Raw genomic sequence first — 21,263 nt, 5'->3', positions numbered from 1 at the left:
GCGTGTCTCCCTATTCTTGTTGTTTTCAGCTCAGCGGCCAGTGGTGTTGACAGGCTTGGCGAACGGCCTTGGCGCTGCTCAGGTCGAGCAGGCCTTGGCTCAATTGCCGGCATTGCGCCGCGTCCAGGTGACGGACGCGGTCCTTGATTTCTCCGATTTGCGGCGGGCTTACCGACAGTTCACTCACACCCAGGCCAACCAACACCGGCGTGGCCAGCGGGTCGGACGCCAGGGCGCCGCACACACCCACCCAGCGCCCATGCTTGGCGGCGCTGGCGCAGGTTTGCGCGATCAAGCGCAGCAGCGCCGGGTGCAAGGCATCCACCCGTGCGGCGAGGCCCGCGTGGTCGCGGTCCATGGCCAGGGTGTACTGGGACAGGTCATTGGTGCCGATGGATAAAAAGTCCGCGTGTTTGGCGAGTTGCTCAGCCATCAGCGCGGCGGCGGGCACTTCGATCATCACGCCCAGTTCCGGACGCTGGGTCAGCTCCAGCTCCGCGCAGAGTTCATCCAGGCGCTGGCGGATCTGCAGCAGTTCATCCACCTCGCTGACCATCGGCAGCAGGATGCGGCAACGCGCCAGCGGAGACACTTGCAGCAGCGCGCGCAGTTGCTGGTCGAGCACGTCCGGGCGCACCTGCGCCAGGCGAATGCCGCGCAGGCCCAGCACCGGGTTGGCTTCGACGGGCAGCGGCAGGTAGTCGAGCTGTTTGTCGCCGCCCACGTCGATGGTGCGGATGATCACCGACTTGTCGCCCATGGCATCCAGCACGGCCTGGTAGGCCTGGCGTTGCTCTTGCTCATCCGGCGCGGTGCGGCGGTCGACAAACAGGAATTCGGTGCGCAGCAGGCCTACACCATCGGCGCCGTTTTCAAACGCCACTTGGGCCTCGGCACTGGAGGCGACATTGGCCGCCACTTCAATGCTCACGCCATCGCGGGTGTGCGCCGCTTGCCGGGCTTGGGCCTGCTGTTGCTGACGGCGCAGTTTCTGCGCATCGCGAATCTGGTGCACTTCGGCGTGGCGCGCCTCGCTGGGTGCCAGTTCCAGGCGACCGTTGGCCGCGTCCAGCACCACGCGTTGGCCTTGGGGCACGTCGAGCACTTCGGCGCCCAGCGCGACCACGCACGGCAAGCCTTTGCCTCGGGCCAAAATCGCGACGTGAGACGTAGCGCCGCCTTCGGCCATGCAAATACCCACGGCGTTTTGTGCGCTCAGTTGCAGCAGGTCGGAGGGGGTCAGTTCATGGGCGCTGACAATCGCGCCGGCCGGCAATTCGAAGTGCCAGGCTTCCCCCAACAGCGCACGCAGTACTCGCTGTTGCAGATCGCGCAGGTCGTTGGCGCGCTCGGCAAACAGCGGTTTACCCAGGGCCAGCAACACCGCGCATTGCGCCTGGATCGCATCGCGCCAGGCGTGGGTAGCGGCGCTGCCTTGCTCGATGGCACGGGTGGCGGCATCCAGCAGCGTGGGGTCTTCCAACAGCGCAAGGTGGGCGGCGAAGATGTCTTCTTCTTCGACGTTCTTGCGTTGGCGTGCGTGTGTCAGGGTGCTGCGGATTTCTCCGCGCACTTGCTCCAGCGCGGTGTCCAGGCGTTGCAGTTGTTCGTCGGCGATATGCTTGCCCGTGTCTTGCGGCAGTTCGATACCGGTGAGGCGAAACAGCGGCCCGCAGACCAGGCCGGGCGCGGCGCACACGCCTTGCAACACACCGGCTTCGGTGTTCGCCCGACGCGGTGTCACGGCTACCGGCGCGTGGTGTTCTTCACTCACAGCAACCGACAGTGCGGCCACCAACGCCTGCAACGCCGCCTCGCAATCCTTGCCGCGACAGGTGATGCGCACTTCATCACCTTCACCAATGCCCAACCCCATCAAGCCAATCAGGCTGTCGCACGGCGCCGACTTACCGGCGAAGTGCAACTCTGCATGGCTGCTGAAACCTTGCGCGGTCTTACGCACCAGCGCGGCGGGGCGTGCATGCAAACCGCCACGGTGGGTAATGCGCACGCTGGCGCGCACTTCGGTGACAGAGTTATCCACAGCCGCCTGCAACGGCGCTACCGAACGCGCGGCAATGTGCAGCAACGGCTCACCCACCTTGACGGTTTTTCCTGCAACCGGCCGTAGCTCAAAACCCTCGCCATTAGTCAGGATAATCAGGCTGACCAGGCTTTTGCACTGGCGCGCAATGCGATCCAGATCAAACTGCACCAGTGCCTGGCCCTGGCTCACCCGTGCGCCTTCCTTCACCAGCAGGGCAAAGCCTTCGCCGTTCAATTCCACGGTGTCGATGCCCACATGCATCAACATTTCGGCGCCGTTGTCGGCACGAATCGTCAGTGCATGCCCGGTGCGGGCGACGTGGATGATCACGCCATCACAGGGGGCGTGCAGGCAATCGTTCAGTGGGTCGATGGCAATACCGTCGCCCATGGCGCCACTGGCGAACACTTCATCGGGAACGTTGCCCAGGGTCAGCACCGGGCCACTGAGTGGGGCGCTTAGGGTCAATTCATTATTGTTGTAGGACATGGGCACGGTACTCATCAGGAAAACGCGACTCAGTGAGTGCGGGTAACTTTGCTCAGGTGGCGCGGCTGGTCCGGGTCCATGCCCCGGGCCTCCGCCAGGCCTGCGGCCATCACGTAGAAGCTTTGGATCGCCAGGATCGGGTCCAGGCTTGGGTGTTCGGCGCGGCTCAGGGTCAGGTCGCGTTCGACGATATCGTCCGGCGCGGCCAGCAAAACGCGGGCGCCGCGTTGACGCATATCGGCGGCCAGGCTCAGCAAACCGGCTTGTTCGGCGCCGCGTGGGGCGAACACCAGCAGTGGGTAGTTTTCATCGATCAAGGCCATCGGCCCGTGGCGCACTTCGGCGCTGCTGAAGGCTTCGGCCTGGATCGCCGAGGTTTCCTTGAGCTTGAGCGCGGCTTCCTGGGCGATGGCAAAACCGGCGCCACGGCCAATTACAATCAGGCGTTGGCTGCTGCGCAGGGCTTCGATGGCTGGCGTCCAGTCCTGGGTGGCGGCTTCGCGCAAGCCGTCGGGCAAGGCCTGGCAGGCTTGCAGCAGCAACAGGTCCTGGTTCCAGTGGCCGATCAACTGCGCGCTGGCGCTTAAAGTGGCGATAAAGCTTTTGGTCGCTGCGACACTCTGCTCCGGCCCGGCACACAGTGGCACATGGAATTCACACGCGGCTTCCAGTGGTGAGTCTTCGGCGTTGACCATCGAAATGCTCAAGACCCCGCGTTTGCGCAGCAGGCGCAGGCTGTTGACCAAATCCGGGCTTTGCCCCGACTGGGAGAAACCGAACGCCACTTGGCCGCTGACCTTTAACGGCGCTTGCAGCAAGGTCACCACCGACATCGGCAACGACGCCACCGGAATGCCCACATGCTGCATGGCCAGGTAGGCGAAGTAACTGGCGGCATGGTCTGAACTGCCACGGGCGATGGTCATCGCCACTTGCGGCGGCTGGCGGCGCAGACGCCCGGCAACTTCCTCCAGCATCGGGTTGAGGCGCTGCAGTTGGGCCTCCACGGCGTCACAGGAGGCCAGGGCCTCTTCAAGCATTTTTGAAGTCAATGGTTTCTCCTTCGACCATTACGTCGGTGAGTGTAAGGGAGCGGTCCATGCGCACGCAGTCGGCAAAGCTGCCGGGTTGCAGGCGCCCGCGTTCTTCCAGGCCCAAATAGTCCGCAGGAAATTGCGACAGGCGTTGTGAGGCTTCGCTGATCGGCAGGCCGATTTTCACCAGGTTGCGCAGCGCCTGGTCCATGGTCAGGGTGCTGCCGGCCAAGGTGCCGTCGGCCAGGCGCACGCCGCCCAGGCATTTGGTGACGGTGTGGCTGCCCAGCTTGTATTCGCCGTCGGGCATGCCGGCGGCAGCGGTGGAATCGGTGACGCAGTACAGGCACGGGATCGAGCGCAGCGCCACGCGCATGGCGCCGGGGTGTACATGCAGCAAATCCGGGATCAATTCGGCGTACTTGGCGTGGGCCAACGCGGCGCCGACGATGCCGGGTTCGCGGTGATGCAGCGGGCTCATGGCGTTATACAAATGCGTGAAGCTGGTGGCGCCGGCGGCGAGGGCAGCGACGCCTTCTTCGTAGCTGCCCAGGGTGTGGCCGATTTGCATGCGCACGCCGCGTTCGCTGAGGGCGCGGATCAAGGCATCGTGGCCGGCGATTTCCGGAGCAATGGTGATCACCCGGATCGGCGCCAGGCGCAGGTAGGCTTCGACTTCGGCCATCAGTGCGGTGTGGGCAAAGTTGGGCTGCGCGCCGAGTTTTCCCGGATTGATGTAGGGGCCTTCCAGGTGTACGCCGAGCACCCGTGCGCTGCCTGTAGGGCGCTGCTCGCAGAACGTGCCGAGTTCGCCGAGCACGCGGGAAATTTCATCCACCGGTGCGGTCATGGTGGTAGCCAGCAGCGAGGTCGTACCAAAGCGCACGTGGGTGCGGGTGATGGTCTCGAAGGCGTCGGTGCCTTCCATGATGTCTTTGCCGCCACCGCCGTGAACGTGCAGGTCAATAAAGCCTGGCAGCAAGTAGGGCAGGTCATTGTCGTTCGGGTCGCACGGCGTGCCGTCGATGGCGACCACCTTGCCGTGTTCGTGCACCAGGCGGCCGCGAATCCAGCCGCCGGGCGTGAGGATGTTGTCTTCGGACATGGGCAGTTCTCTAAACCCGCAGTTCAGCGGAGTAGTCATTGCGGCGCAGCTCTGCGACGAAGTCGTAGTAGTCGTTGCGGCAGTAGGTGTCGGTGATTTCAATCGGCGTGTTGTCGGCGGTGTAGCCGACTCGGGTCATCAGCAGCATGGCGGTGCCGGGGGCGATGCCGACCAGTTTGGCGAACTCATCGGAGGCATTGATCGCCTGGATATGTTGCAGTGCGCGCACCACCGGTTTGCCGATGCTTTCCAGGTATTCGTACAGCGAATTGCCGATGGCTTGCGGGTTTGGCAGCACGGAGGCGGGCATGGCGGTCATTTCAATTGCCATTACGGTGTCGTCAGCCTTACGCAGGCGTTTGAGCCGCGCCACTTTGTCGGTCGGCGACAGGCCCAGGCGGATCAGTTCTTCGTGGGTCGGCGGGGTGATGTCGCGCTCAAGCCACTGGGACGTTGGCACAAAGCCCTTGAGGCGCAACATCTCGCTGAACCCCGACAGGCGCGACAGCGGCTGCTCCAGACGCGGGGTGATAAAGGTCCCCGAGCCTTGGCTACGGCGAATCAAGCCTTGGGCAAACAGCACTTCCAGGGCTTTGCGCGCGGTGACGCGGGAAATGCTCAGTTGCTCACTCAGGACCCGTTCCGACGGCAACGCCTGTTCGGATTTCCACTCGCCGGCATGGATCGCCGCTTCGAGCTTGCGGGCCAATTGCAGGTACAGCGGCGTGGACTGTTTGTCGTCGGGGCGCAGCGCCAGTATGGGATTCATCTGTCAGGTTTCCGATGCGTTATTGGAATGTTGTCGCCCGGTATTGGCCGGAAATTAATACCACTTAAATACCATGTCAATGCAGCGAAAACAGTGCGGTAGCCTGTTTCAGCGCACATTAAGGGTGCCTGGTATCAAGTGGTATTAGAGAGGTCTTGAGTGCGCGCAGAATTGCGCAGCCCGCGCAGTGAACTGGTATTCACCGGCAGGCGCTGCCATGGGCAGGGATTTTTTTTAATTATTTTTGAGTTATTTTACAAACGGTAGGCGATTACGGACGAATCTCGATCAGGGTGCCGTCTTTGACCAGGTTCCAGACTTCGCGCATGTCCACGTTGCGCATGCCGATGCAACCGTCGGTCCAGTCCAGGGTGTGAAACCACTGTTCCGGGTATTCCTCGGTGTCGGGCGTGCCGTGGATCATGATCATGCTGCCCGGTTTCACGCCTTCGCGGCGTGCGCGGGCCGAGTCACTGATATTGGGGTAGGAGATGTGCATGGCCAGGTTGAAGCGGTCGCTGGTCTTGCGCCAGTCGATCCAGTAGAAGCCCTCTGGCGTGCGGCGGTCGCCTTCCATCAGTTTGGTGCCCTTGGGGTTTTTACCGAGCGAGATGCGGTAGGTCTTGAGCGGTTTGCCGTCGTTGATCAATTGCAACTGATGGGCGGACTTGAGCACCAGGATTTTCTCGACCGGTTTGCCGCCGAGGGTTTCCACCGTGGAGGCCGAAGACAGGCTAGCGAACGACAGGCAGATCAGAGCGAGCAACCAACGCATTAAAACGGTTTCCCTTGTAAAAGGTGCTGCCTGGAGTTATTTGGCCGGCCGCGTCATCGGCGGCACCGACTCGCTGCGCACCGGGAACAGCTGTTGCCTGCGGTCAGCGAAGAAGCATTCTAAGGTACGCCCGACCGTGCGGAAAGCCAGCTCGGACCAAGGGATGTCGGCCTCATCAAACAGCTTCACTTCAAGGCTCTCGGGGCCTGCGGCGAAGTCCAGGTCGACCAGTTCGGCGCGGTAGAAGATATGCACCTGGCTGATGTGCGGTACATCGATCAGGGTATAGATGCTCAGGTTGCGCACGCGGGCGCAGGCTTCTTCCAGGGTTTCGCGGGCGGCGGCCTGTTCGACGGTTTCGCCGTTTTCCATAAAGCCTGCGGGCAGGGTCCAGTAACCCAGGCGCGGTTCGATGGCGCGACGGCACAGCAGCACTTTGTCGCCCCACACCGGCACGGTGCCGGCGACGATATTGGGGTTCTGGTAATGAATGGTCGAGCAGTGATCACACACGTAGCGCAGGCGGCCGTCGCCTTCGGGAATGCGTTGGGTAACCGGTTTACCGCACTGGCTGCAGAAATTCATGCTGGGGTTCCTGGAAAGTGCGTCTATCTTGGCGTGGCGGGCAGGGCGCTGCAAGTTGTCGTTTAGCGACACGCCGGTGGTTTTGGGGTTGGGCGCCTGCCTGCTTTGGTGCATGATACAAGGTAGCCAACAGACCGAGATGACTCATGCTGGACGAGCTACTTCGCCGGGTAACCAATCACACCCCCCACACCTTGGAAACTGACGGGCGTTTCCCCGAGGCCGCCGTGTTGGTGCCGATCACCCGCAGCGACGAACCCGAGCTGATCCTGACCCTGCGCGCCAGCGGTCTGTCGACCCACGGTGGCGAAGTGGCGTTTCCTGGCGGGCGGCGCGACCCCGAAGACCCGGACCTGATTTTTACCGCACTGCGCGAAGCCGAAGAGGAAATCGGTCTGCCGCCCGGTCTGGTGGAAGTGGTCGGCCCGTTAAGCCCGTTGATTTCCCTGCATGGCATTCGTGTAACGCCCTACGTCGGTGTGATCCCCGATTACGTCGAATACCTGGCCAACGATGCCGAGATCGCCGCCGTGTTCAGCGTACCGCTGGAGTTTTTCCGCCAGGACCCGCGCGAACACACCCACCGCATCGATTACCAGGGCCGCAGTTGGTATGTGCCCAGCTACCGATTTGGCGAATACAAGATCTGGGGGTTGACGGCAATCATGATCGTCGAGCTGATCAACCTGCTCTATGACGACGCCCAGATCAGCCTGCACCAGCCGCCTAAAAGCTTTATCAATATCTAAGCCATCGCTTGAATGGCCAGCCGTGAGGACACACCATGAAATACCGCCTGGGCGACGCCCGCGTCGAGACGCACCCGCACAGCTGGGTGGCGCCGAATGCCACGCTGGTCGGCAAGGTCAAGCTGGAAGAGGGCGCCAACGTCTGGTTCAACGCGGTATTGCGTGGCGATAACGAGCTGATCCTGATCGGCAAGAACAGCAATGTGCAGGACGGCAGCGTGATGCACACCGACATGGGCTACCCGCTGACCCTGGGCACCGGCGTGACCATTGGCCATAACGCCATGCTGCACGGCTGCACCGTTGACGACTACAGCCTGATCGGCATCAACGCGGTGATCCTCAACGGTGCCAGGATCGGCAAGCATTGCATCATCGGCGCCAACTCGCTGATTGGCGAAGGCAAGGAAATCCCCGATGGCTCGCTGGTGATGGGGTCGCCGGGCAAGGTGGTACGTGAGCTGACCGAGGCGCAAAAGCGCATGCTCGAAGCCAGCGCCGCGCACTATGTGCATAACGCGCAGCGGTATGCGCGTGACCTGGTTGAGCAGGAAGAATGAACCCGGTTGAACGCCCCGTCGCCTCGCCGTGCGTGAGTATTTGTGCGCTGGACGATGACGATATTTGTACCGGCTGCCAGCGCACCGTGGATGAGATTACGCGCTGGAGCCGCATGGACAATGCCGAGCGCCGGGTGGTGCTGGGGTTGTGCCATGAGCGGGCGAAGGCAAGTGGGTTGGTGTGGATGATGCCTGGTAAATCTGGCACCTGAGCGACCGCTATCGCAGGCAAGCCAGCTCCCACACTTGATTTGTGAATACCTTCAAATGTGGGAGCTGGCTTGCCTGCGATGAGGCCCGCCCAGACGACATATTTCAAAATGTGAAGTACCCTGTGCCCCTTGCCCACAGGTCCTCCCCCATGCTCTTCCTGATCGCCTACATCAGCAGCGTCGTGCTGATCAACTTCGCTTTCTCCACCGCCCCGCACCTGGATGTCATCTGGTCCGCCTGGGGTGGCCTGGTGTTTATCCTGCGTGACATGGTGCAAACCCGCTTCGGCCATGGCGCAATCATCGCCATGCTGGCAGCGCTGGTGCTGTCGTATATCACCTCTGACCCGTCCATCGCGCTGGCCAGCGCCACGGCGTTTGCGGTGTCCGAGTGCATCGACTGGCTGGTGTTCAGCATCACCAAGCGCCCGCTGCACGACCGCCTGTGGATAAGTTCGGCGCTGAGCATTCCCCTCGATACCTTTATCTTCTTCGGCTTGATCGGCGCGCTCACACCGGCAGTGGCCGGCACCGCGCTGGTGTCCAAATTTGCCGGGGTCACGGTGGTGTGGCTGATCATGGCCTGGCGTATGCGCAAACGGGCTGTCGCCAACTGAGGCCAATTTTTACAGTTCATGTAAAATGCCGGCCTTTCTCCCCATGATCCGCTCCCCTGAGGACCTGAGATGACCCGAATCGGAACTCCATTGTCGCCAACCGCGACCCGCGTTTTGCTGTGTGGCTGCGGTGAGCTGGGCAAGGAAGTGGTAATCGAACTGCAACGCCTGGGCGTTGAAGTGATTGCCGTGGATCGCTACGCCAACGCGCCGGCCATGCAAGTGGCGCACCGCAGCCACGTGATCAACATGCTCGACGGCGCCGCCCTGCGTGCCGTGATCGAGGCCGAAAAGCCGCACTTCATCGTGCCGGAAATCGAAGCCATCGCCACTGCAACGCTGGTGGAACTGGAAGCCGAAGGCTTTTCCGTGATCCCGACCGCGCGTGCCACGTCGCTGACCATGAACCGTGAAGGCATCCGTCGTCTGGCCGCTGAAGAGCTTGACCTGCCGACTTCGCCGTACCACTTCGCCGACACCTTCGAAGACTACAGCAAGGCCGTGCAAGACCTGGGCTTCCCGTGTGTGGTCAAACCGGTGATGAGTTCGTCGGGCAAGGGCCAGAGCCTGCTGCGCGGCGCCGATGATGTACAAAAAGCCTGGGATTACGCCCAGGAAGGCGGGCGTGCCGGCAAAGGCCGCGTGATCATCGAAGGTTTTATCGACTTCGACTACGAAATCACCCTGCTGACCGTGCGTCACATCGGTGGCACCACCTTCTGCGCGCCTGTAGGGCACCGTCAGGAGAAGGGCGATTATCAGGAATCCTGGCAGCCGCAAGCCATGAGCCCGATTGCCCTGGCTGAATCCGAGCGTGTAGCCAAAGCCGTGACCGAGGCGCTGGGTGGCCGTGGTCTGTTTGGCGTTGAGTTGTTCATCAAGGGCGATCAGGTGTGGTTCAGCGAAGTGTCGCCACGCCCGCATGACACCGGTCTGGTGACCCTGATTTCCCAGGACCTGTCGCAGTTTGCGCTGCACGCGCGCGCCATCCTGGGCTTGCCGATTCCGTTGATCCGCCAGTTCGGGCCTTCGGCTTCGGCGGTGATTCTGGTGGAAGGGCAGTCGACTCAGACAGCGTTCGCCAACCTCGGCGCTGCCTTGAGCGAACCGGACACGGCGTTGCGTCTGTTTGGCAAGCCGGAAGTAAACGGCCAGCGCCGCATGGGTGTGGCGTTGGCGCGGGATGAGTCGATTGAGGCTGCCCGAGCTAAAGCGACCCGTGCTTCGAAGGCTGTTGTTGTAGAGCTGTAAACCCAACCCGATCGTTCCCACGCTCTGCGTGGGAATGCAGCCCGGGACGCTCTGCGTCCCAAAGCGTGACGCGGAGCGTCACAAGAGGCATTCCCACGCGGAGCGTGGGAACGATTGGCTTCAGGCGACCTTGTTCAAATCATTATCCCGCGTCTCTTTCAGGCACAGCACAGCAATCAAGCTGAGCAACGCTGCCGCCGACACATACCCGCCGACATAACTCAGCCCACCCATCGCCACCAGCTTGGTTGCGAAAAACGGTGCGGCCGACGCGCCGACAATCCCACCGAGGTTATACGCCGCCGAAGCGCCGGTATAACGCACGCGGGTCGGGAACAGTTCCGGCAGCATCGCGCCCATCGGGGCAAACGTGATGCCCATCAGGAACAGTTCCAGCGCCAGGAACAACGCCACCGCCCAGGTTGAACCGTGGGTCAGCAGCGGCTCCATGGTGAAACCCGACAAAATCGCCAGCACCGCGCCGACGATCAGCACCGGCTTGCGCCCGTAGCGGTCGCTGGCCAAGGCTGCCAGCGGCGTGGCCAGCCCCATGAACAGCACCGCAAAGCACAGTAAACCGAGGAACATCTCACGGCTGTAGCCCAAGGTCGAAACCCCGTAGCTCAAAGAAAATGCGGTGGTGATGTAAAACAGCGCATAGCACACCACCATCGACGCGGCGCCCAGCAGCACCGGCAGCCAATGCTGGCTGAACAGTTCTACCAATGGCACTTTCACCGGCGCCTCTTTGGCCACGGCGTTGGCGAATACCGGCGTTTCGTGCAGCTTGAGCCGCGCATACAGGCCGACCATCACCAGCGCTGCGCTGAGGATGAACGGGATGCGCCAGCCCCAGCTGCGGAACTGCTCGTCGTTGAGGCTCATGGCCAGGATCAGGAACAGGCCATTGGCTGCCAGAAAACCAATTGACGGACCCAGTTGCGGGAACATGCCGAACCAGGCGCGCTTGCCCTTGGGGGCGTTCTCGGTGGCCAGCAGCGCCGCGCCGCCCCATTCGCCGCCAAGGCCCAGGCCCTGGCCGAAGCGCAGCACACACAGCAGGATCGGCGCCCAGGCACCGATGCTGTCATACCCCGGCAGCAAGCCGATCAGGGTGGTACACACGCCCATCAGCAGCAGCGAGGCGACGAGGGTGGATTTGCGCCCGATACGGTCGCCGAAGTGGCCGAACAGCGCCGAGCCCAGCGGGCGGGCAATAAAGGCGATACCGAAGGTCAGGAACGACGCCAGCATCTGCGCGGTGCCGGAGGTCTGTGGGAAGAACACCGGGCCAATCACCAGTGCCGCAGCGGTGGCGTAGATATAGAAATCGTAGAACTCGATGGCAGTGCCGACGATGCTTGCAGTGGCAACCCGTGCGGTCGAGTTGAGCGGGGCGGCGGGTGCGGCCTCGTTGTAGGTGGTGCTCATGGCAGTATCCCTGACGGTCATTGCGCGTTTGGACGCGGATTATTATTGGTCGAACACCCATGGATCAGGGTTGTAGGCGGAGCGGCTCGGGATGGGAGCAAACACCGGTCAGACACGGTAAGGCGGTGCCTGGACGCGCTGAGTGCGGGTAGCACGCGGTCGGGCGGGGCTTGGGTAAGCCGAGCCGATTATAGGAAGGGGTTTGTAGATCCAACAAGGGGGCGTTGGCAGGCAAATAATCTAAATGTGGGAGCTGGCTTGTGTGGGGATTGGCTTGTGTGGGAGCTGGCTTGCCTGCGATGGCATCACCTCGGTTCAACTGAATGACCGAGGTGCCTGCATCGCAGGCAAGCCAGCTCCCACATCGGATCGAGTGGTGTCAGGGGAAGTTATGCAGCTACCGGCACGCGGCTGGTATGCCAGATCAGCACCTTGCTCACGCGGTTGTCCTCGGTCTCGAGGATTTCCAGGCGGTAGCGGCCGATTTTCAGGCACACCGCACAGTCCGGAATAGTCTCCAGCGCCTCGGTAACCAGGCCATTGAGGGTCTTGGGGCCGTCACTGGGCAAGTGCCAGCCCAGGCTTTTGTTCAGTTCGCGGATCGAGGCGGCGCCGTCGATGATGTAGCGGCCATCAGGTTGGGCTTCGATGTGCGGGTTATCCACAGCCTGGTCGCTTTCGAATTCGCCGACGATTTCTTCGAGGATATCTTCCAGGGTGACGATGCCCAGCACTTCGCCGTATTCGTCCACCACCATGCCCAGGCGCCGTTGCTGTTTATGGAAGTTCAGCAGCTGCAATTGCAGTGGCGTGCTTTCCGGCACGAAGTAGGGTTCGTGGCAGGCGGCGAGCAAGGCTTCTTTGGTCAGGCTGGCGTCGGGCAGCAAGTGCTGGATCTGGCGAGTGTTGAGCACCGCTTGCACCTGGTTGATGTCGCTGTGAAACACCGGCAGGCGCGTGCGCTGGGACGTGCGTAGTTGCTCGATGATGGCTTCGACCGAGTCATCCAGGTTGATGCCATCCACTTCACTGCGCGGCACCAGGATGTCGTTGACCGTGATGTTGTCCAGGGCGTGGATGCCTGGCAGGCCGGGCGTGCGATTGTCGTTGGCCTCGGGCTCCGGTTCGTCGTCATGCTCGGGCAACGGCTCGTCGCTCTTTTTCACCACGCCGGATTTGCGCGCGAAGGGGCGTAACAGCAACAGGCTGATGCCGTTGAGCAGCCAGGCCAGTGGATAAAGGATTTTCAGCGGGACGCCCAGCAGCGTATTACCGAAACCCAGCACGGCTTGGGGGTGACGAACGGCCAGCGCACGGGGCAGATAGTCGGCAAGTATCAGCAGGATGGCGCAGGAGATCAGCCAGCCGAGCCACGGGCCGTTTTGCGCCCAGGCATAAATCGCCAGCAACGTGCACAGGATCACCACGGCCGCCCGGCACAGGCTGTTGCACAGGATCAGGCTGTTACGTGGGAAGTTCAGGCGGGCGGCGGCCTTGTCGCCTTGGCGTGTGCCAGGGCGTATGGCCAGTAGGTGTTGTTGTGCGGCTTCGATGGCGGTAAACAGCGCCGCCCATAAGATCAGCAGGGCGATTACCGCGAGCATCGGCCCAAGGGGCAAGTTGTCCATTATTGCTGCCCGTCAGATATGCAGGATGTATTCGCGAACCAGCTTGCTGCCGAAGTAGGCCAGCATCAGCAGGCAGAAACCGGCCAGGGTCCAGCGGATCGCCTTGTGCCCGCGCCAGCCGAGACGGTTACGCCCCCACAACAGCACGCTGAACACCACCCAGGCCAGGCACGCCAGCAGGGTTTTGTGCACCAGGTGCTGGGCGAACAGGTTCTCGACGAACAGCCAGCCGGAGATCAGCGACAGCGACAGCAGCGTCCAGCCGGCCCAGAGGAAACCAAACAGCAGGCTTTCCATGGTTTGCAGTGGCGGGAAGTTCTTGATCAGCCCGGACGGGTGCTTGTTTTTAAGTTGGTGATCTTGCAGCAGCAGGAGCAAGGCCTGGAACACCGCGATGGTGAACATGCCGTAGGCCAGGATCGACAACAGGATGTGCGCCAGGATGCCCGGCTCTTCGTCGATGACCTGCACGGTGCCTGTTGGCGTGAATTGCGCCAGCAGCACGGTCAGCATTCCCAGCGGGAATAGCAGCACCAACAGGTTTTCGACCGGGATGCGGTAGCAGGCCAGCAAGGTCAGCGCGATAACGGCAGCGGCGATCAGGCTGGCGGCGCTGAAAAAGTCCAGGCCCAAGCCGACCGGCGTCATCAGGTGGGTGAACAGGCTCGCGGCGTGAGCCAGCAGGGCGACGACGCCCAGGCCCACCAGCAGACGTTTGTCCGCTTTAGTGCCTTGGGCCAGACGAGTGCCCTGATAGAGAGTCGCAGCGGCATATAAAAGGGCGGCGGCGAGGCTGGGTAGCAAACTGGGTGACAAGGGGACCATAAATCCTGATAGACAAGCCCGAAAGGCGCTGAGTTTGGCACACACCTGCGCTGCACGAAAGACTCCCGGGCCAGACAGCGCGTGTGCAGCGGCGCAGTCTTCGCTATAATCCGCGACCTGCCCACGCCGCAGGCTTGCTGAGCGCTGTTTTTAATAGCGATTTACCACAGCCTGGGCCGCCATTACCTCGGTCACCACTGCATTTCGATGAATAGGGCCTGAAAGGATCGCGCATGTTTGAAAACTTGACTGACCGTCTCTCGCAGACGCTGCGCCATGTCACCGGCAAGGCCAAGCTGACCGAGGACAATATTAAAGACACCCTGCGTGAAGTGCGCATGGCGTTGCTGGAAGCCGACGTGGCCTTGCCTGTGGTCAAGGACTTCGTCAACTCGGTCAAAGAGCGCGCAGTGGGCACCGAAGTGTCCCGCAGCCTGACGCCGGGCCAGGCATTTGTGAAGGTCGTCCAGGCCGAACTCGAAAGCCTGATGGGCGCAGCCAACGAAGACTTGAACCTCAGCGCCGTGCCACCGGCCGTTGTGCTGATGGCCGGTCTGCAGGGCGCGGGTAAAACCACCACCGCCGGCAAGCTGGCGCGCTTCCTTAAAGAGCGCAAGAAGAAGTCGGTCATGGTGGTATCGGCTGACGTCTACCGTCCGGCCGCGATCAAGCAGCTGGAAATGCTCGCAGGCGAAGTCGGTGTGACCTTCTTCCCGTCCGACCTGAGCCAGAAGCCGGTCGACATTGCCAACGCGGCTATTAAAGAAGCCAAGCTCAAATTCATCGACGTGGTCATCGTCGATACCGCCGGTCGCCTGCACATCGACGAAGAGATGATGGGCGAGATCAAGGCGTTGCATGCCGCGATCAACCCGGTCGAGACGCTGTTCGTGGTCGACGCCATGACCGGCCAGGATGCGGCCAACACCGCCAAGGCTTTCGGCGATGCACTGCCGCTCACCGGCGTGATCCTGACCAAGGTCGACGGTGACGCCCGTGGCGGTGCCGCGCTGTCGGTACGCGCCATCACCGGCAAGCCGATCAAATTCATCGGTATGGGCGAGAAGAGCGATGCGCTCGAGCCGTTCCACCCTGAACGTATCGCCTCGCGCATCCTCGGCATGGGCGACGTGCTCAGCCTGATCGAGCAGGCCGAAGCCACGCTCGACAAAGACAAAGCCGACAAGCTTGCTAAAAAGCTGAAGAAGGGCAAGGGCTTCGACCTCGAAGACTTCCGTGACCAGCTGCAACAAATGAAGAACATGGGCGGCCTTGGCGGCCTGATGGACAAGCTGCCGAACATCGGCGGTGTGAACCTGGCGCAAATGGGCAATGCCCAGGGCGCGGCAGAGAAGCAGTTCAAGCAGATGGAAGCCATCATCAACTCCATGACCCCGGCCGAGCGCCGCGACCCTGAGCTGATCAGTGGTTCGCGCAAACGTCGGATCGCCATGGGCTCCGGCACCCAGGTGCAGGACATCGGTCGCTTGATCAAGCAGCACAAGCAGATGCAGAAGATGATGAAGAAATTCTCCGCCAAAGGCGGGATGGCCAAGATGATGCGCGGCATGGGCGGTATGTTGCCCGGCGGCGGCATGCCGAAAATGTAAAAAGTATTCGAGCGCAAGCTTGCTTGCGCTCCGACCCACAGGGACGTGGGATCTCCAGCAAACCCGCGGTTAGCGGGAGCTGACTCGCCGTTTTAACCGACGGCTCTATAGCAGATCTGAGTGGCACGCTGATAGGCGCCAGAAAAAGACATTTGCAAAAGTCCGGATATTCCTTAGAATATGCGGCCTTTCGGGCACCTATGCCCGCTGTGCATTTAGATTTGCAGCACCGACTACAGGAACGATGTTCACATGCTAACAATCCGTCTTGCCCTTGGCGGCTCCAAAAAGCGCCCGTTTTACCACTTGACCGTAACCGACAGCCGCAACCCGCGCGACGGTTCGCACAAGGAACAGGTTGGTTTCTTCAACCCTGTTGCTCGTGGTCAAGAAGTTCGTCTGTCCGTGAACCAAGAGCGCGTAGCCTACTGGCTGAGCGTTGGCGCACAGCCATCCGAGCGCGTTGCAAAACTGTTGAAGGACTCGGCTAAGGCCGCAGCCTGAGCAATATGAACGCGACGCCAGCTGTTGCTGATGATTTGATCGTTATCGGCAAGATTTACTCTGTTCATGGCGTTCGCGGCGAAGTGAAGGTGTATTCCTTTACTGATCCGACTGAAAACCTGTTGCAGTACAAAACCTGGACGCTCAAGCGCGAAGGTAGTGTGAAGCAGGTCGAGCTGGTCAGTGGACGCGGGAGCGATAAGTTCCTGGTCGCAAAGCTCAAGGGTCTTGATGACCGTGAAGAAGCTCGTCTTCTGGCCGGTTATGAGATCTGCGTGCCGCGCAACCTGTTCCCTGAATTGACCGACGGCGAGTACTACTGGTACCAGCTGGAAGGTCTGAAGGTTATTGATCAACTGGGGCAATTGCTCGGGAAAATCGATCATCTTCTGGAAACCGGCGCCAATGATGTAATGGTGGTCAAGCCTTGCGCTGGCAGCCTGGATGATCGCGAACGCCTGTTGCCCTATACCGAGCAATGCGTGTTGGCCGTCGACCTGGCCGCGGGCGAGATGAAGGTGGAATGGGACGCGGACTTCTAAGCGTGGCTAATTTGCGCATTGAAGTGATCAGTTTGTTTCCCGAGATGTTTTCCGCCATCAGCGAGTACGGCATCACCAGTCGGGCGGTGAAACAGGGGCTGTTGCAGCTTACCTGTTGGAACCCGCGAGACTACACGACGGATCGACATCACACTGTGGACGATCGCCCATTTGGCGGTGGCCCGGGCATGGTGATGAAGATCAAGCCCCTGGAAGATGCGTTGGTCGAGGCCAAGGCAGCAGCCGGGGAGAAGGCGAAGGTAATTTACCTGTCCCCTCAAGGCCGTCAGCTGAAACAGGCTGGCGTGCGCGAACTGGCGAATGAGGAGGCCTTAATCCTGATTGCCGGTCGCTATGAAGGCATTGACGAGCGTTTTATTGAAGCGCATGTCGATGAAGAGTGGTCGATTGGGGACTATGTCCTGTCTGGCGGCGAGCTGCCGGCGATGGTCCTGATAGATGCGGTTACACGACTGCTGCCTGGAGCTTTAGGGCATGCGGACTCCGCGGAGGAAGATTCCTTCACGGATGGTTTGCTGGATTGCCCGCACTACACCCGACCGGAGGTGTATGCGGATCAGCGTGTTCCCGACGTATTGCTAAGTGGCAATCACGCACACATCCGGCGTTGGCGTTTACAGCAGTCCCTTGGTCGGACCTATGAACGACGCGCCGATCTTCTGGAAAGCCGCTCGCTTTCTGGAGAAGAGAAGAAGCTGCTCGAGGAATACATCCTCGCGCGGGACGATAGTTAACAACGTATCGATGGTAGGTCCATTGACTTACCTTAGGAGCACAGCATGACTAACAAAATCATCCTTGCACTCGAAGCAGAGCAGATGACCAAAGAGATCCCTACCTTTGCCCCGGGCGACACTATTGTCGTTCAGGTGAAAGTGAAGGAAGGCGACCGTTCGCGTCTGCAAGCGTTCGAAGGCGTGGTAATCGCCAAGCGTAACCGTGGTGTGAACAGTGCTTTCACTGTTCGTAAAATCTCCAACGGTGTTGGCGTAGAGCGTACTTTCCAGACCTACAGCCCGCAAATCGACAGCATGGCCGTTAAGCGTCGCGGTGACGTACGTAAAGCCAAGCTGTACTACCTGCGTGACCTGTCCGGTAAAGCAGCTCGCATCAAGGAAAAACTGGCTTAAGTCCAGCTTCCCGATGCAGAAAAAAGCAGCCTACGGGCTGCTTTTTTGTGCCTGAAATTTGTCTGTTTACCGGTATTTGCCCATGACCACCCGCCTCGAAGAAATCCAGCGCCGCACCGACCTGTCCGTCACCCACGTGACCAAAGCCGTGTTCCCGCCGACCACCAACCACCACAACACCCTGTTCGGCGGCACTGCGCTGGCGTGGATGGATGAAGTGTCGTTCATCACCGCCACGCGCTTTTGCCGCTTGCCACTGGTGACCGTGTCCACCGACCGTATCGACTTCAACCACGCGATCCCGGCCGGCTCCATCGTCGAGTTGATCGGCCGCGTAATCAAAGTGGGTAACACCAGCCTCAAGGTCGAGGTTGAAGTATTCGTCGAGAGCATGAGTGCCGATGGCCGTGAAAAGGCGATCCAGGGCGTGTTCAGTTTTGTCGCGATTGATGCTGACAAACGCCCTGTGCCGGTATTGCCGGGTTTTGCCGACTGACTTATTCGGCTGTGTTGTTTTCTGGTTGAATCACGGCCAGCAAGGTCCAGCCAGCTACGGGTTTCAAGCTGCTGTCCGGGGTTACCACGTGTACCCAGCCTGCGGTATCGCGGGCAAACAGCAGCGTCGCGCGGTCACCATGCAGCGCCTGGTACTGTTCCCAGCTGAAGCCTTCGGTCAGGTTGGTGCTATACAGCTCTGCACCTTGGCCCAGCAGGCTCGCAAGTTTGGTGTAGCTCAGGGGTTGGCTGCCCAGCAAATGGCCACGGTGCTCGTGGCTGGCCCGGTGCTTATCGGTGCGACGGCTTTCCTGGCTGCTGGCCAGGGCGAACAGACGATGCCCAAAATCGTGGCGAAAGCGCATGGCGGCCAAAGTGTTCAGTTCGCCCGAAGGTGAGAGCGCCAGCAAATGCCCGAGGCCGACCAGATCCAGATGCGATTCGGCATGCTGTGATGCCGGGTTGCCGAAGTAAGTGGGTAGCCCTTCCATTCGGCTGGCGCGGATGTTTTCCCAGCTGGAGTCGGTCAGCAGCACTCGGCTGCCCAGTTGTTGCAAGGCTTTGCCCAGGATGCGCGCCGGGCCGTTCGCGCCGACGATCAGGAAGCCGCTGGGCGCAGGCTCGGCGACTTTCAGCAGGCGTGCCAACGGGCGGGCCGTGGCGCTTTGCAGGACAACGGTGCCGATAATCACCGCGAATGTCAGTGGCACCAGTAACAGTGCGCCTTCATGACCGGCCTCATCCAGGCGAATGGCGAAAATCGCCGACACGGCTGCGGCCACGATCCCGCGTGGTGCAATCCAGGACAGCAGGGCACGTTCACGCCAGTTCAGGCCGGAACCAAAGGTCGAAAGCGCGACGTTCAAAGGTCGTGCAATAAATTGAATGATCAGTAACAGGATCAGTACGAACGGCCCCAAGGCAATCAGGGCGTTCAGGTCCAGGCGCGCGGCCAGCAGAATGAATAATCCGGAAATCAGCAGGACGCTGAGGTTTTCCTTGAAATGCAGGATGTGGCGTACGTCAACGCCCTTCATATTGGCCATCCACATGCCCATCAGCGTCACGGCCAGCAGGCCGGACTCATGCATCACCTCGTTGGAGGCGATGAAGATTCCCAGAACGCCAGCCAGCGTAGCCAGGTTATGCAGGTATTCCGGCAGCCATTGCCGGCGCATGATCTGCCCCAACACCCAACCACCGGCGACTCCGAACAGGCTGCCGCACAGGATCACGCCGCCAAAGGTCAGCAGGCTGTGACTCAAGCCGTCGCCTGACGCGCGAGCGATGATAAAGCTGTAGACCACCACGGCGAGCAGCGCACCAATCGGGTCAATGACAATGCCTTCCCAGCGTAAGATATTGGCGATCGAGGCTTTTGGCCGCACGACACGTAACATGGGCACAATCACGGTAGGCCCGGTCACCAGTGTCAAAGTGCCGAAAAGCAGGGCGAGCATCCAGTCAAAACCCAGCAGCCAGTGGGTAGCCAGGGTAATGACGGCCCATGTCGACAGGGCGCCGACCGTGACAAGGCGATGCACGACGCTGCCGATCTCCTTCCATTCCGAAAGGTGCAGCGTGAGGCTGCCTTCAAACAGGATCAGTGCCACGGCCAGGGATACCAATGGCATCAGCAACGGACCGAACATTTCCTGAGGGTTCAGCCAGCCCAGCACCGGCCCTGCCAGGATTCCGCTGACCAGCAGAAACAGAATGGCGGGAAGTTTCAGGCGCCATGCCAGCCATTGGCAGGCCAACGCGGCCACGCCAATGCCACCAAATGCCAGCAGAATCTGTTGTTCGCTCATTGAAGCTTCCTGTTCCTTGAAATAGCGGGCTATGAAAGACTAGTGCCCGTTGTAACAGTTCACTAAATAATTTGCGCAAAGCCCTGTGCTGCGCTGCTTGAGTGCCCATGCCCGCCATTGACCATCCCCTGATCGACCGCTTCCTCGACGCCCTGTGGCTGGAAAAAGGCCTGTCGGACAACACCCGCCAGGCTTATCGCAGCGACTTGGCTTTGTTCAATGGCTGGTTGCAGGACAAAAACCTTGAACTGATCAATGCCGGTCGTGAGTTGATCCTCGATCACCTGGCCTGGCGCCTGGAGCAGAATTACAAGCCGCGTTCCACGGCGCGATTTCTCTCGGGCGTACGTGGGTTTTATCGCTATTTGCTGCGGGAAAAGCTGATTGCTGTCGACCCGACCCTACAAATCGACATGCCCCAGCTCGGTAGGCCATTGCCTAAATCCTTGTCGGAAGCTGACGTCGATGCCTTGCTCGCCGCCCCCGATCTGAGCGAAGCCATCGGCCAGCGCGACCGCGCCATGCTTGAGGTCTTGTATGCCTGCGGTTTGCGCGTGACCGAGCTGATCAGCCTGACCCTGGAGCAAGTCAACCTGCGCCAGGGCGTGTTGCGCGTGATGGGCAAAGGCAGCAAGGAGCGGTTGGTGCCGATGGGCGAGGAGGCGATTGTGTGGGTGGAGCGCTATATGCGTGACGCCCGCAATGAGCTGCTTGGTGGGCGACCCAGCGATGTGCTGTTCCCCAGCCTGCGCGGCGAGCAGATGACTCGCCAGACCTTCTGGCACCGTATCAAGCACCAGGCCAAGGTCGCCGGGATCGGCAAGGCGCTGTCGCCGCATACCTTGCGCCATGCATTCGCCACGCATTTGCTCAACCACGGCGCGGATTTGCGCGTGGTGCAAATGTTGCTGGGACACAGCGACTTGTCCACAACCCAGATCTACACCCATGTGGCACGCGCACGCTTGCAGGAGATGCACGCCAAGCACCACCCGCGCGGTTGAAAGCCGCCAATTTGTCCCGCCACCGGCTGCCCTGGCGCCCAACTGTGGTAGGCTTTGCCGGTTAGCAAA

Annotated in this window: 22 protein-coding genes; 12 read left to right on the top strand and 10 right to left on the bottom strand. The window is 61.0% G+C overall.

From position 1 onward, the window contains the following. Positions 1-25: 25 nt before the first annotated feature. The 6 genes from ptsP to GIW48_RS05040 all read right to left on the bottom strand — a co-directional run bounded on the left by ptsP (position 26) and on the right by GIW48_RS05040 (position 6,804). Entirely contained in the window at positions 26-2,536 is a 2,511-nt protein-coding gene (gene ptsP / locus GIW48_RS05065) for a phosphoenolpyruvate--protein phosphotransferase (RefSeq protein WP_236460755.1), read from the bottom strand. A 29-nt stretch (positions 2,537-2,565) separates the two neighbouring features. Beyond that, a complete protein-coding gene (locus tag GIW48_RS05060; protein ID WP_419789490.1) occupies positions 2,566-3,576 on the bottom strand; it encodes an SIS domain-containing protein in 1,011 nt (336 codons plus the stop codon). Further along, positions 3,569-4,675 carry an N-acetylglucosamine-6-phosphate deacetylase gene (gene nagA / locus GIW48_RS05055; protein ID WP_138449460.1) on the bottom strand — a complete coding sequence of 369 codons (1,107 nt, stop codon included), beginning with the start codon at positions 4,673-4,675 and terminating at the stop codon, positions 3,569-3,571. Before nagA ends, GIW48_RS05060 begins: the two co-directional genes overlap by 8 nt. A gap of 10 nt (positions 4,676-4,685) precedes the next feature. Next, complete coding sequence (locus tag GIW48_RS05050; protein ID WP_099549346.1) at positions 4,686-5,444, bottom strand: GntR family transcriptional regulator; 759 nt, start codon at positions 5,442-5,444, stop codon at positions 4,686-4,688. Positions 5,445-5,715: 271 nt separating this feature from the next. Continuing rightward, a complete protein-coding gene (locus tag GIW48_RS05045) occupies positions 5,716-6,219 on the bottom strand; it encodes a L,D-transpeptidase family protein (protein ID WP_099485500.1) in 504 nt (167 codons plus the stop codon). A 36-nt stretch (positions 6,220-6,255) separates the two neighbouring features. Continuing rightward, positions 6,256-6,804 (bottom strand): NUDIX hydrolase, encoded by a 549-nt coding sequence (locus GIW48_RS05040; protein ID WP_017139715.1) that lies wholly within the window; start codon positions 6,802-6,804, stop codon positions 6,256-6,258. Between the two features lie 146 nt (positions 6,805-6,950). Here GIW48_RS05040 and GIW48_RS05035 point away from each other — a divergent pair, with 146 nt between their 5' ends. The 5 genes from GIW48_RS05035 to purT all read left to right on the top strand — a co-directional run bounded on the left by GIW48_RS05035 (position 6,951) and on the right by purT (position 10,193). Continuing rightward, a complete protein-coding gene (locus GIW48_RS05035; protein ID WP_017139716.1) occupies positions 6,951-7,553 on the top strand; it encodes a CoA pyrophosphatase in 603 nt (200 codons plus the stop codon). Positions 7,554-7,588: 35 nt separating this feature from the next. Next, the gene (locus tag GIW48_RS05030) at positions 7,589-8,113 is read left to right on the top strand and encodes a gamma carbonic anhydrase family protein (protein ID WP_017139717.1); all 525 of its coding nucleotides are present in this window, start codon (positions 7,589-7,591) and stop codon (positions 8,111-8,113) included. Beyond that, complete coding sequence (locus GIW48_RS05025; RefSeq protein ID WP_017139718.1) at positions 8,110-8,325, top strand: DUF1289 domain-containing protein; 216 nt, start codon at positions 8,110-8,112, stop codon at positions 8,323-8,325. Before GIW48_RS05030 ends, GIW48_RS05025 begins: the two co-directional genes overlap by 4 nt. 149 nt (positions 8,326-8,474) lie before the next feature. Next, on the top strand, positions 8,475-8,942 hold the full coding sequence (locus tag GIW48_RS05020; protein WP_056858699.1) for a VUT family protein: 468 nt from the start codon (positions 8,475-8,477) through the stop codon (positions 8,940-8,942). Between the two features lie 69 nt (positions 8,943-9,011). Then, complete coding sequence (gene purT, locus GIW48_RS05015) at positions 9,012-10,193, top strand: formate-dependent phosphoribosylglycinamide formyltransferase (RefSeq protein WP_236460759.1); 1,182 nt, start codon at positions 9,012-9,014, stop codon at positions 10,191-10,193. Between the two features lie 120 nt (positions 10,194-10,313). Here purT and GIW48_RS05010 read toward each other — a convergent pair whose 3' ends face one another. The 3 genes from GIW48_RS05010 to GIW48_RS05000 all read right to left on the bottom strand — a co-directional run bounded on the left by GIW48_RS05010 (position 10,314) and on the right by GIW48_RS05000 (position 14,077). Beyond that, positions 10,314-11,624 carry an MFS transporter gene (locus GIW48_RS05010; RefSeq protein WP_017139721.1) on the bottom strand — a complete coding sequence of 437 codons (1,311 nt, stop codon included), beginning with the start codon at positions 11,622-11,624 and terminating at the stop codon, positions 10,314-10,316. A 389-nt stretch (positions 11,625-12,013) separates the two neighbouring features. After that, complete coding sequence (locus GIW48_RS05005; RefSeq protein ID WP_170039940.1) at positions 12,014-13,252, bottom strand: transporter associated domain-containing protein; 1,239 nt, start codon at positions 13,250-13,252, stop codon at positions 12,014-12,016. Positions 13,253-13,264: 12 nt separating this feature from the next. Further along, positions 13,265-14,077 (bottom strand): cytochrome C assembly family protein, encoded by an 813-nt coding sequence (locus tag GIW48_RS05000; RefSeq protein ID WP_017139723.1) that lies wholly within the window; start codon positions 14,075-14,077, stop codon positions 13,265-13,267. Positions 14,078-14,310: 233 nt separating this feature from the next. Between GIW48_RS05000 and ffh the strand changes: the two genes are divergently transcribed. From ffh to GIW48_RS04970, 6 genes are all read left to right on the top strand, one after another. Beyond that, positions 14,311-15,687 (top strand): signal recognition particle protein, encoded by a 1,377-nt coding sequence (ffh, locus tag GIW48_RS04995; protein ID WP_017139724.1) that lies wholly within the window; start codon positions 14,311-14,313, stop codon positions 15,685-15,687. Between the two features lie 252 nt (positions 15,688-15,939). Further along, entirely contained in the window at positions 15,940-16,191 is a 252-nt protein-coding gene (gene rpsP / locus GIW48_RS04990; RefSeq protein WP_003175899.1) for a 30S ribosomal protein S16, read from the top strand. A 5-nt stretch (positions 16,192-16,196) separates the two neighbouring features. Then, positions 16,197-16,733, top strand: a complete 537-nt coding sequence (gene rimM, locus GIW48_RS04985) for a ribosome maturation factor RimM (protein WP_003175898.1) — start codon at positions 16,197-16,199, stop codon at positions 16,731-16,733. Beyond that, a complete protein-coding gene (gene trmD, locus GIW48_RS04980) occupies positions 16,715-17,488 on the top strand; it encodes a tRNA (guanosine(37)-N1)-methyltransferase TrmD (protein WP_170875847.1) in 774 nt (257 codons plus the stop codon). The genes rimM and trmD overlap by 19 nt, the downstream gene beginning before the upstream one ends. A 45-nt stretch (positions 17,489-17,533) precedes the next feature. Then, entirely contained in the window at positions 17,534-17,884 is a 351-nt protein-coding gene (gene rplS, locus GIW48_RS04975) for a 50S ribosomal protein L19 (protein WP_003175895.1), read from the top strand. 82 nt (positions 17,885-17,966) lie between these two features. After that, positions 17,967-18,380 (top strand): acyl-CoA thioesterase, encoded by a 414-nt coding sequence (locus tag GIW48_RS04970; RefSeq protein ID WP_016977715.1) that lies wholly within the window; start codon positions 17,967-17,969, stop codon positions 18,378-18,380. A gap of 1 nt (position 18,381) precedes the next feature. Here the strand turns inward: GIW48_RS04970 and GIW48_RS04965 are convergent, their stop codons facing one another. Continuing rightward, positions 18,382-20,190 carry a cation:proton antiporter gene (locus tag GIW48_RS04965; RefSeq protein WP_099549351.1) on the bottom strand — a complete coding sequence of 603 codons (1,809 nt, stop codon included), beginning with the start codon at positions 20,188-20,190 and terminating at the stop codon, positions 18,382-18,384. Between the two features lie 107 nt (positions 20,191-20,297). Here GIW48_RS04965 and xerD point away from each other — a divergent pair, with 107 nt between their 5' ends. Further along, entirely contained in the window at positions 20,298-21,194 is an 897-nt protein-coding gene (gene xerD, locus GIW48_RS04960) for a site-specific tyrosine recombinase XerD (RefSeq protein ID WP_099549352.1), read from the top strand. Positions 21,195-21,263 lie beyond the last annotated feature (69 nt).

The organism is Pseudomonas sp. PA-6-3C (genome assembly GCF_021605825.1).
Lineage (GTDB): Bacteria > Pseudomonadota > Gammaproteobacteria > Pseudomonadales > Pseudomonadaceae > Aquipseudomonas > Aquipseudomonas edaphica.
Note: the sequence above shows the minus strand (reverse complement) of the source record. Positions and strands in the feature narration are given on the sequence as shown.

What these genes read in the sequence shown, in the direction of transcription:
- GIW48_RS05050 (WP_099549346.1), bottom strand. Translation starts at nt 5,444, where the DNA reads ATGAATCCCATACTGGCGCTGCGCCCCGACGACAAACAGTCCACGCCG.
- GIW48_RS05040 (WP_017139715.1), bottom strand. Translation starts at nt 6,804, where the DNA reads ATGAATTTCTGCAGCCAGTGCGGTAAACCGGTTACCCAACGCATTCCC.
- GIW48_RS05030 (WP_017139717.1), top strand. Translation starts at nt 7,589, where the DNA reads ATGAAATACCGCCTGGGCGACGCCCGCGTCGAGACGCACCCGCACAGC.
- GIW48_RS04970 (WP_016977715.1), top strand. Translation starts at nt 17,967, where the DNA reads ATGACCACCCGCCTCGAAGAAATCCAGCGCCGCACCGACCTGTCCGTC.
- GIW48_RS05020 (WP_056858699.1), top strand. Translation starts at nt 8,475, where the DNA reads ATGCTCTTCCTGATCGCCTACATCAGCAGCGTCGTGCTGATCAACTTC.
- GIW48_RS05060 (WP_419789490.1), bottom strand. Translation starts at nt 3,576, where the DNA reads ATGCTTGAAGAGGCCCTGGCCTCCTGTGACGCCGTGGAGGCCCAACTG.
- GIW48_RS04965 (WP_099549351.1), bottom strand. Translation starts at nt 20,190, where the DNA reads ATGAGCGAACAACAGATTCTGCTGGCATTTGGTGGCATTGGCGTGGCC.
- nagA (WP_138449460.1), bottom strand. Translation starts at nt 4,675, where the DNA reads ATGTCCGAAGACAACATCCTCACGCCCGGCGGCTGGATTCGCGGCCGC.
- GIW48_RS05005 (WP_170039940.1), bottom strand. Translation starts at nt 13,252, where the DNA reads ATGGACAACTTGCCCCTTGGGCCGATGCTCGCGGTAATCGCCCTGCTG.
- GIW48_RS05025 (WP_017139718.1), top strand. Translation starts at nt 8,110, where the DNA reads ATGAACCCGGTTGAACGCCCCGTCGCCTCGCCGTGCGTGAGTATTTGT.
- GIW48_RS05035 (WP_017139716.1), top strand. Translation starts at nt 6,951, where the DNA reads ATGCTGGACGAGCTACTTCGCCGGGTAACCAATCACACCCCCCACACC.
- purT (WP_236460759.1), top strand. Translation starts at nt 9,012, where the DNA reads ATGACCCGAATCGGAACTCCATTGTCGCCAACCGCGACCCGCGTTTTG.
- rpsP (WP_003175899.1), top strand. Translation starts at nt 15,940, where the DNA reads ATGCTAACAATCCGTCTTGCCCTTGGCGGCTCCAAAAAGCGCCCGTTT.
- GIW48_RS05000 (WP_017139723.1), bottom strand. Translation starts at nt 14,077, where the DNA reads ATGGTCCCCTTGTCACCCAGTTTGCTACCCAGCCTCGCCGCCGCCCTT.
- rimM (WP_003175898.1), top strand. Translation starts at nt 16,197, where the DNA reads ATGAACGCGACGCCAGCTGTTGCTGATGATTTGATCGTTATCGGCAAG.
- xerD (WP_099549352.1), top strand. Translation starts at nt 20,298, where the DNA reads ATGCCCGCCATTGACCATCCCCTGATCGACCGCTTCCTCGACGCCCTG.
- ptsP (WP_236460755.1), bottom strand. Translation starts at nt 2,536, where the DNA reads ATGTCCTACAACAATAATGAATTGACCCTAAGCGCCCCACTCAGTGGC.
- rplS (WP_003175895.1), top strand. Translation starts at nt 17,534, where the DNA reads ATGACTAACAAAATCATCCTTGCACTCGAAGCAGAGCAGATGACCAAA.
- ffh (WP_017139724.1), top strand. Translation starts at nt 14,311, where the DNA reads ATGTTTGAAAACTTGACTGACCGTCTCTCGCAGACGCTGCGCCATGTC.
- GIW48_RS05045 (WP_099485500.1), bottom strand. Translation starts at nt 6,219, where the DNA reads ATGCGTTGGTTGCTCGCTCTGATCTGCCTGTCGTTCGCTAGCCTGTCT.
- GIW48_RS05010 (WP_017139721.1), bottom strand. Translation starts at nt 11,624, where the DNA reads ATGAGCACCACCTACAACGAGGCCGCACCCGCCGCCCCGCTCAACTCG.
- trmD (WP_170875847.1), top strand. Translation starts at nt 16,715, where the DNA reads ATGGGACGCGGACTTCTAAGCGTGGCTAATTTGCGCATTGAAGTGATC.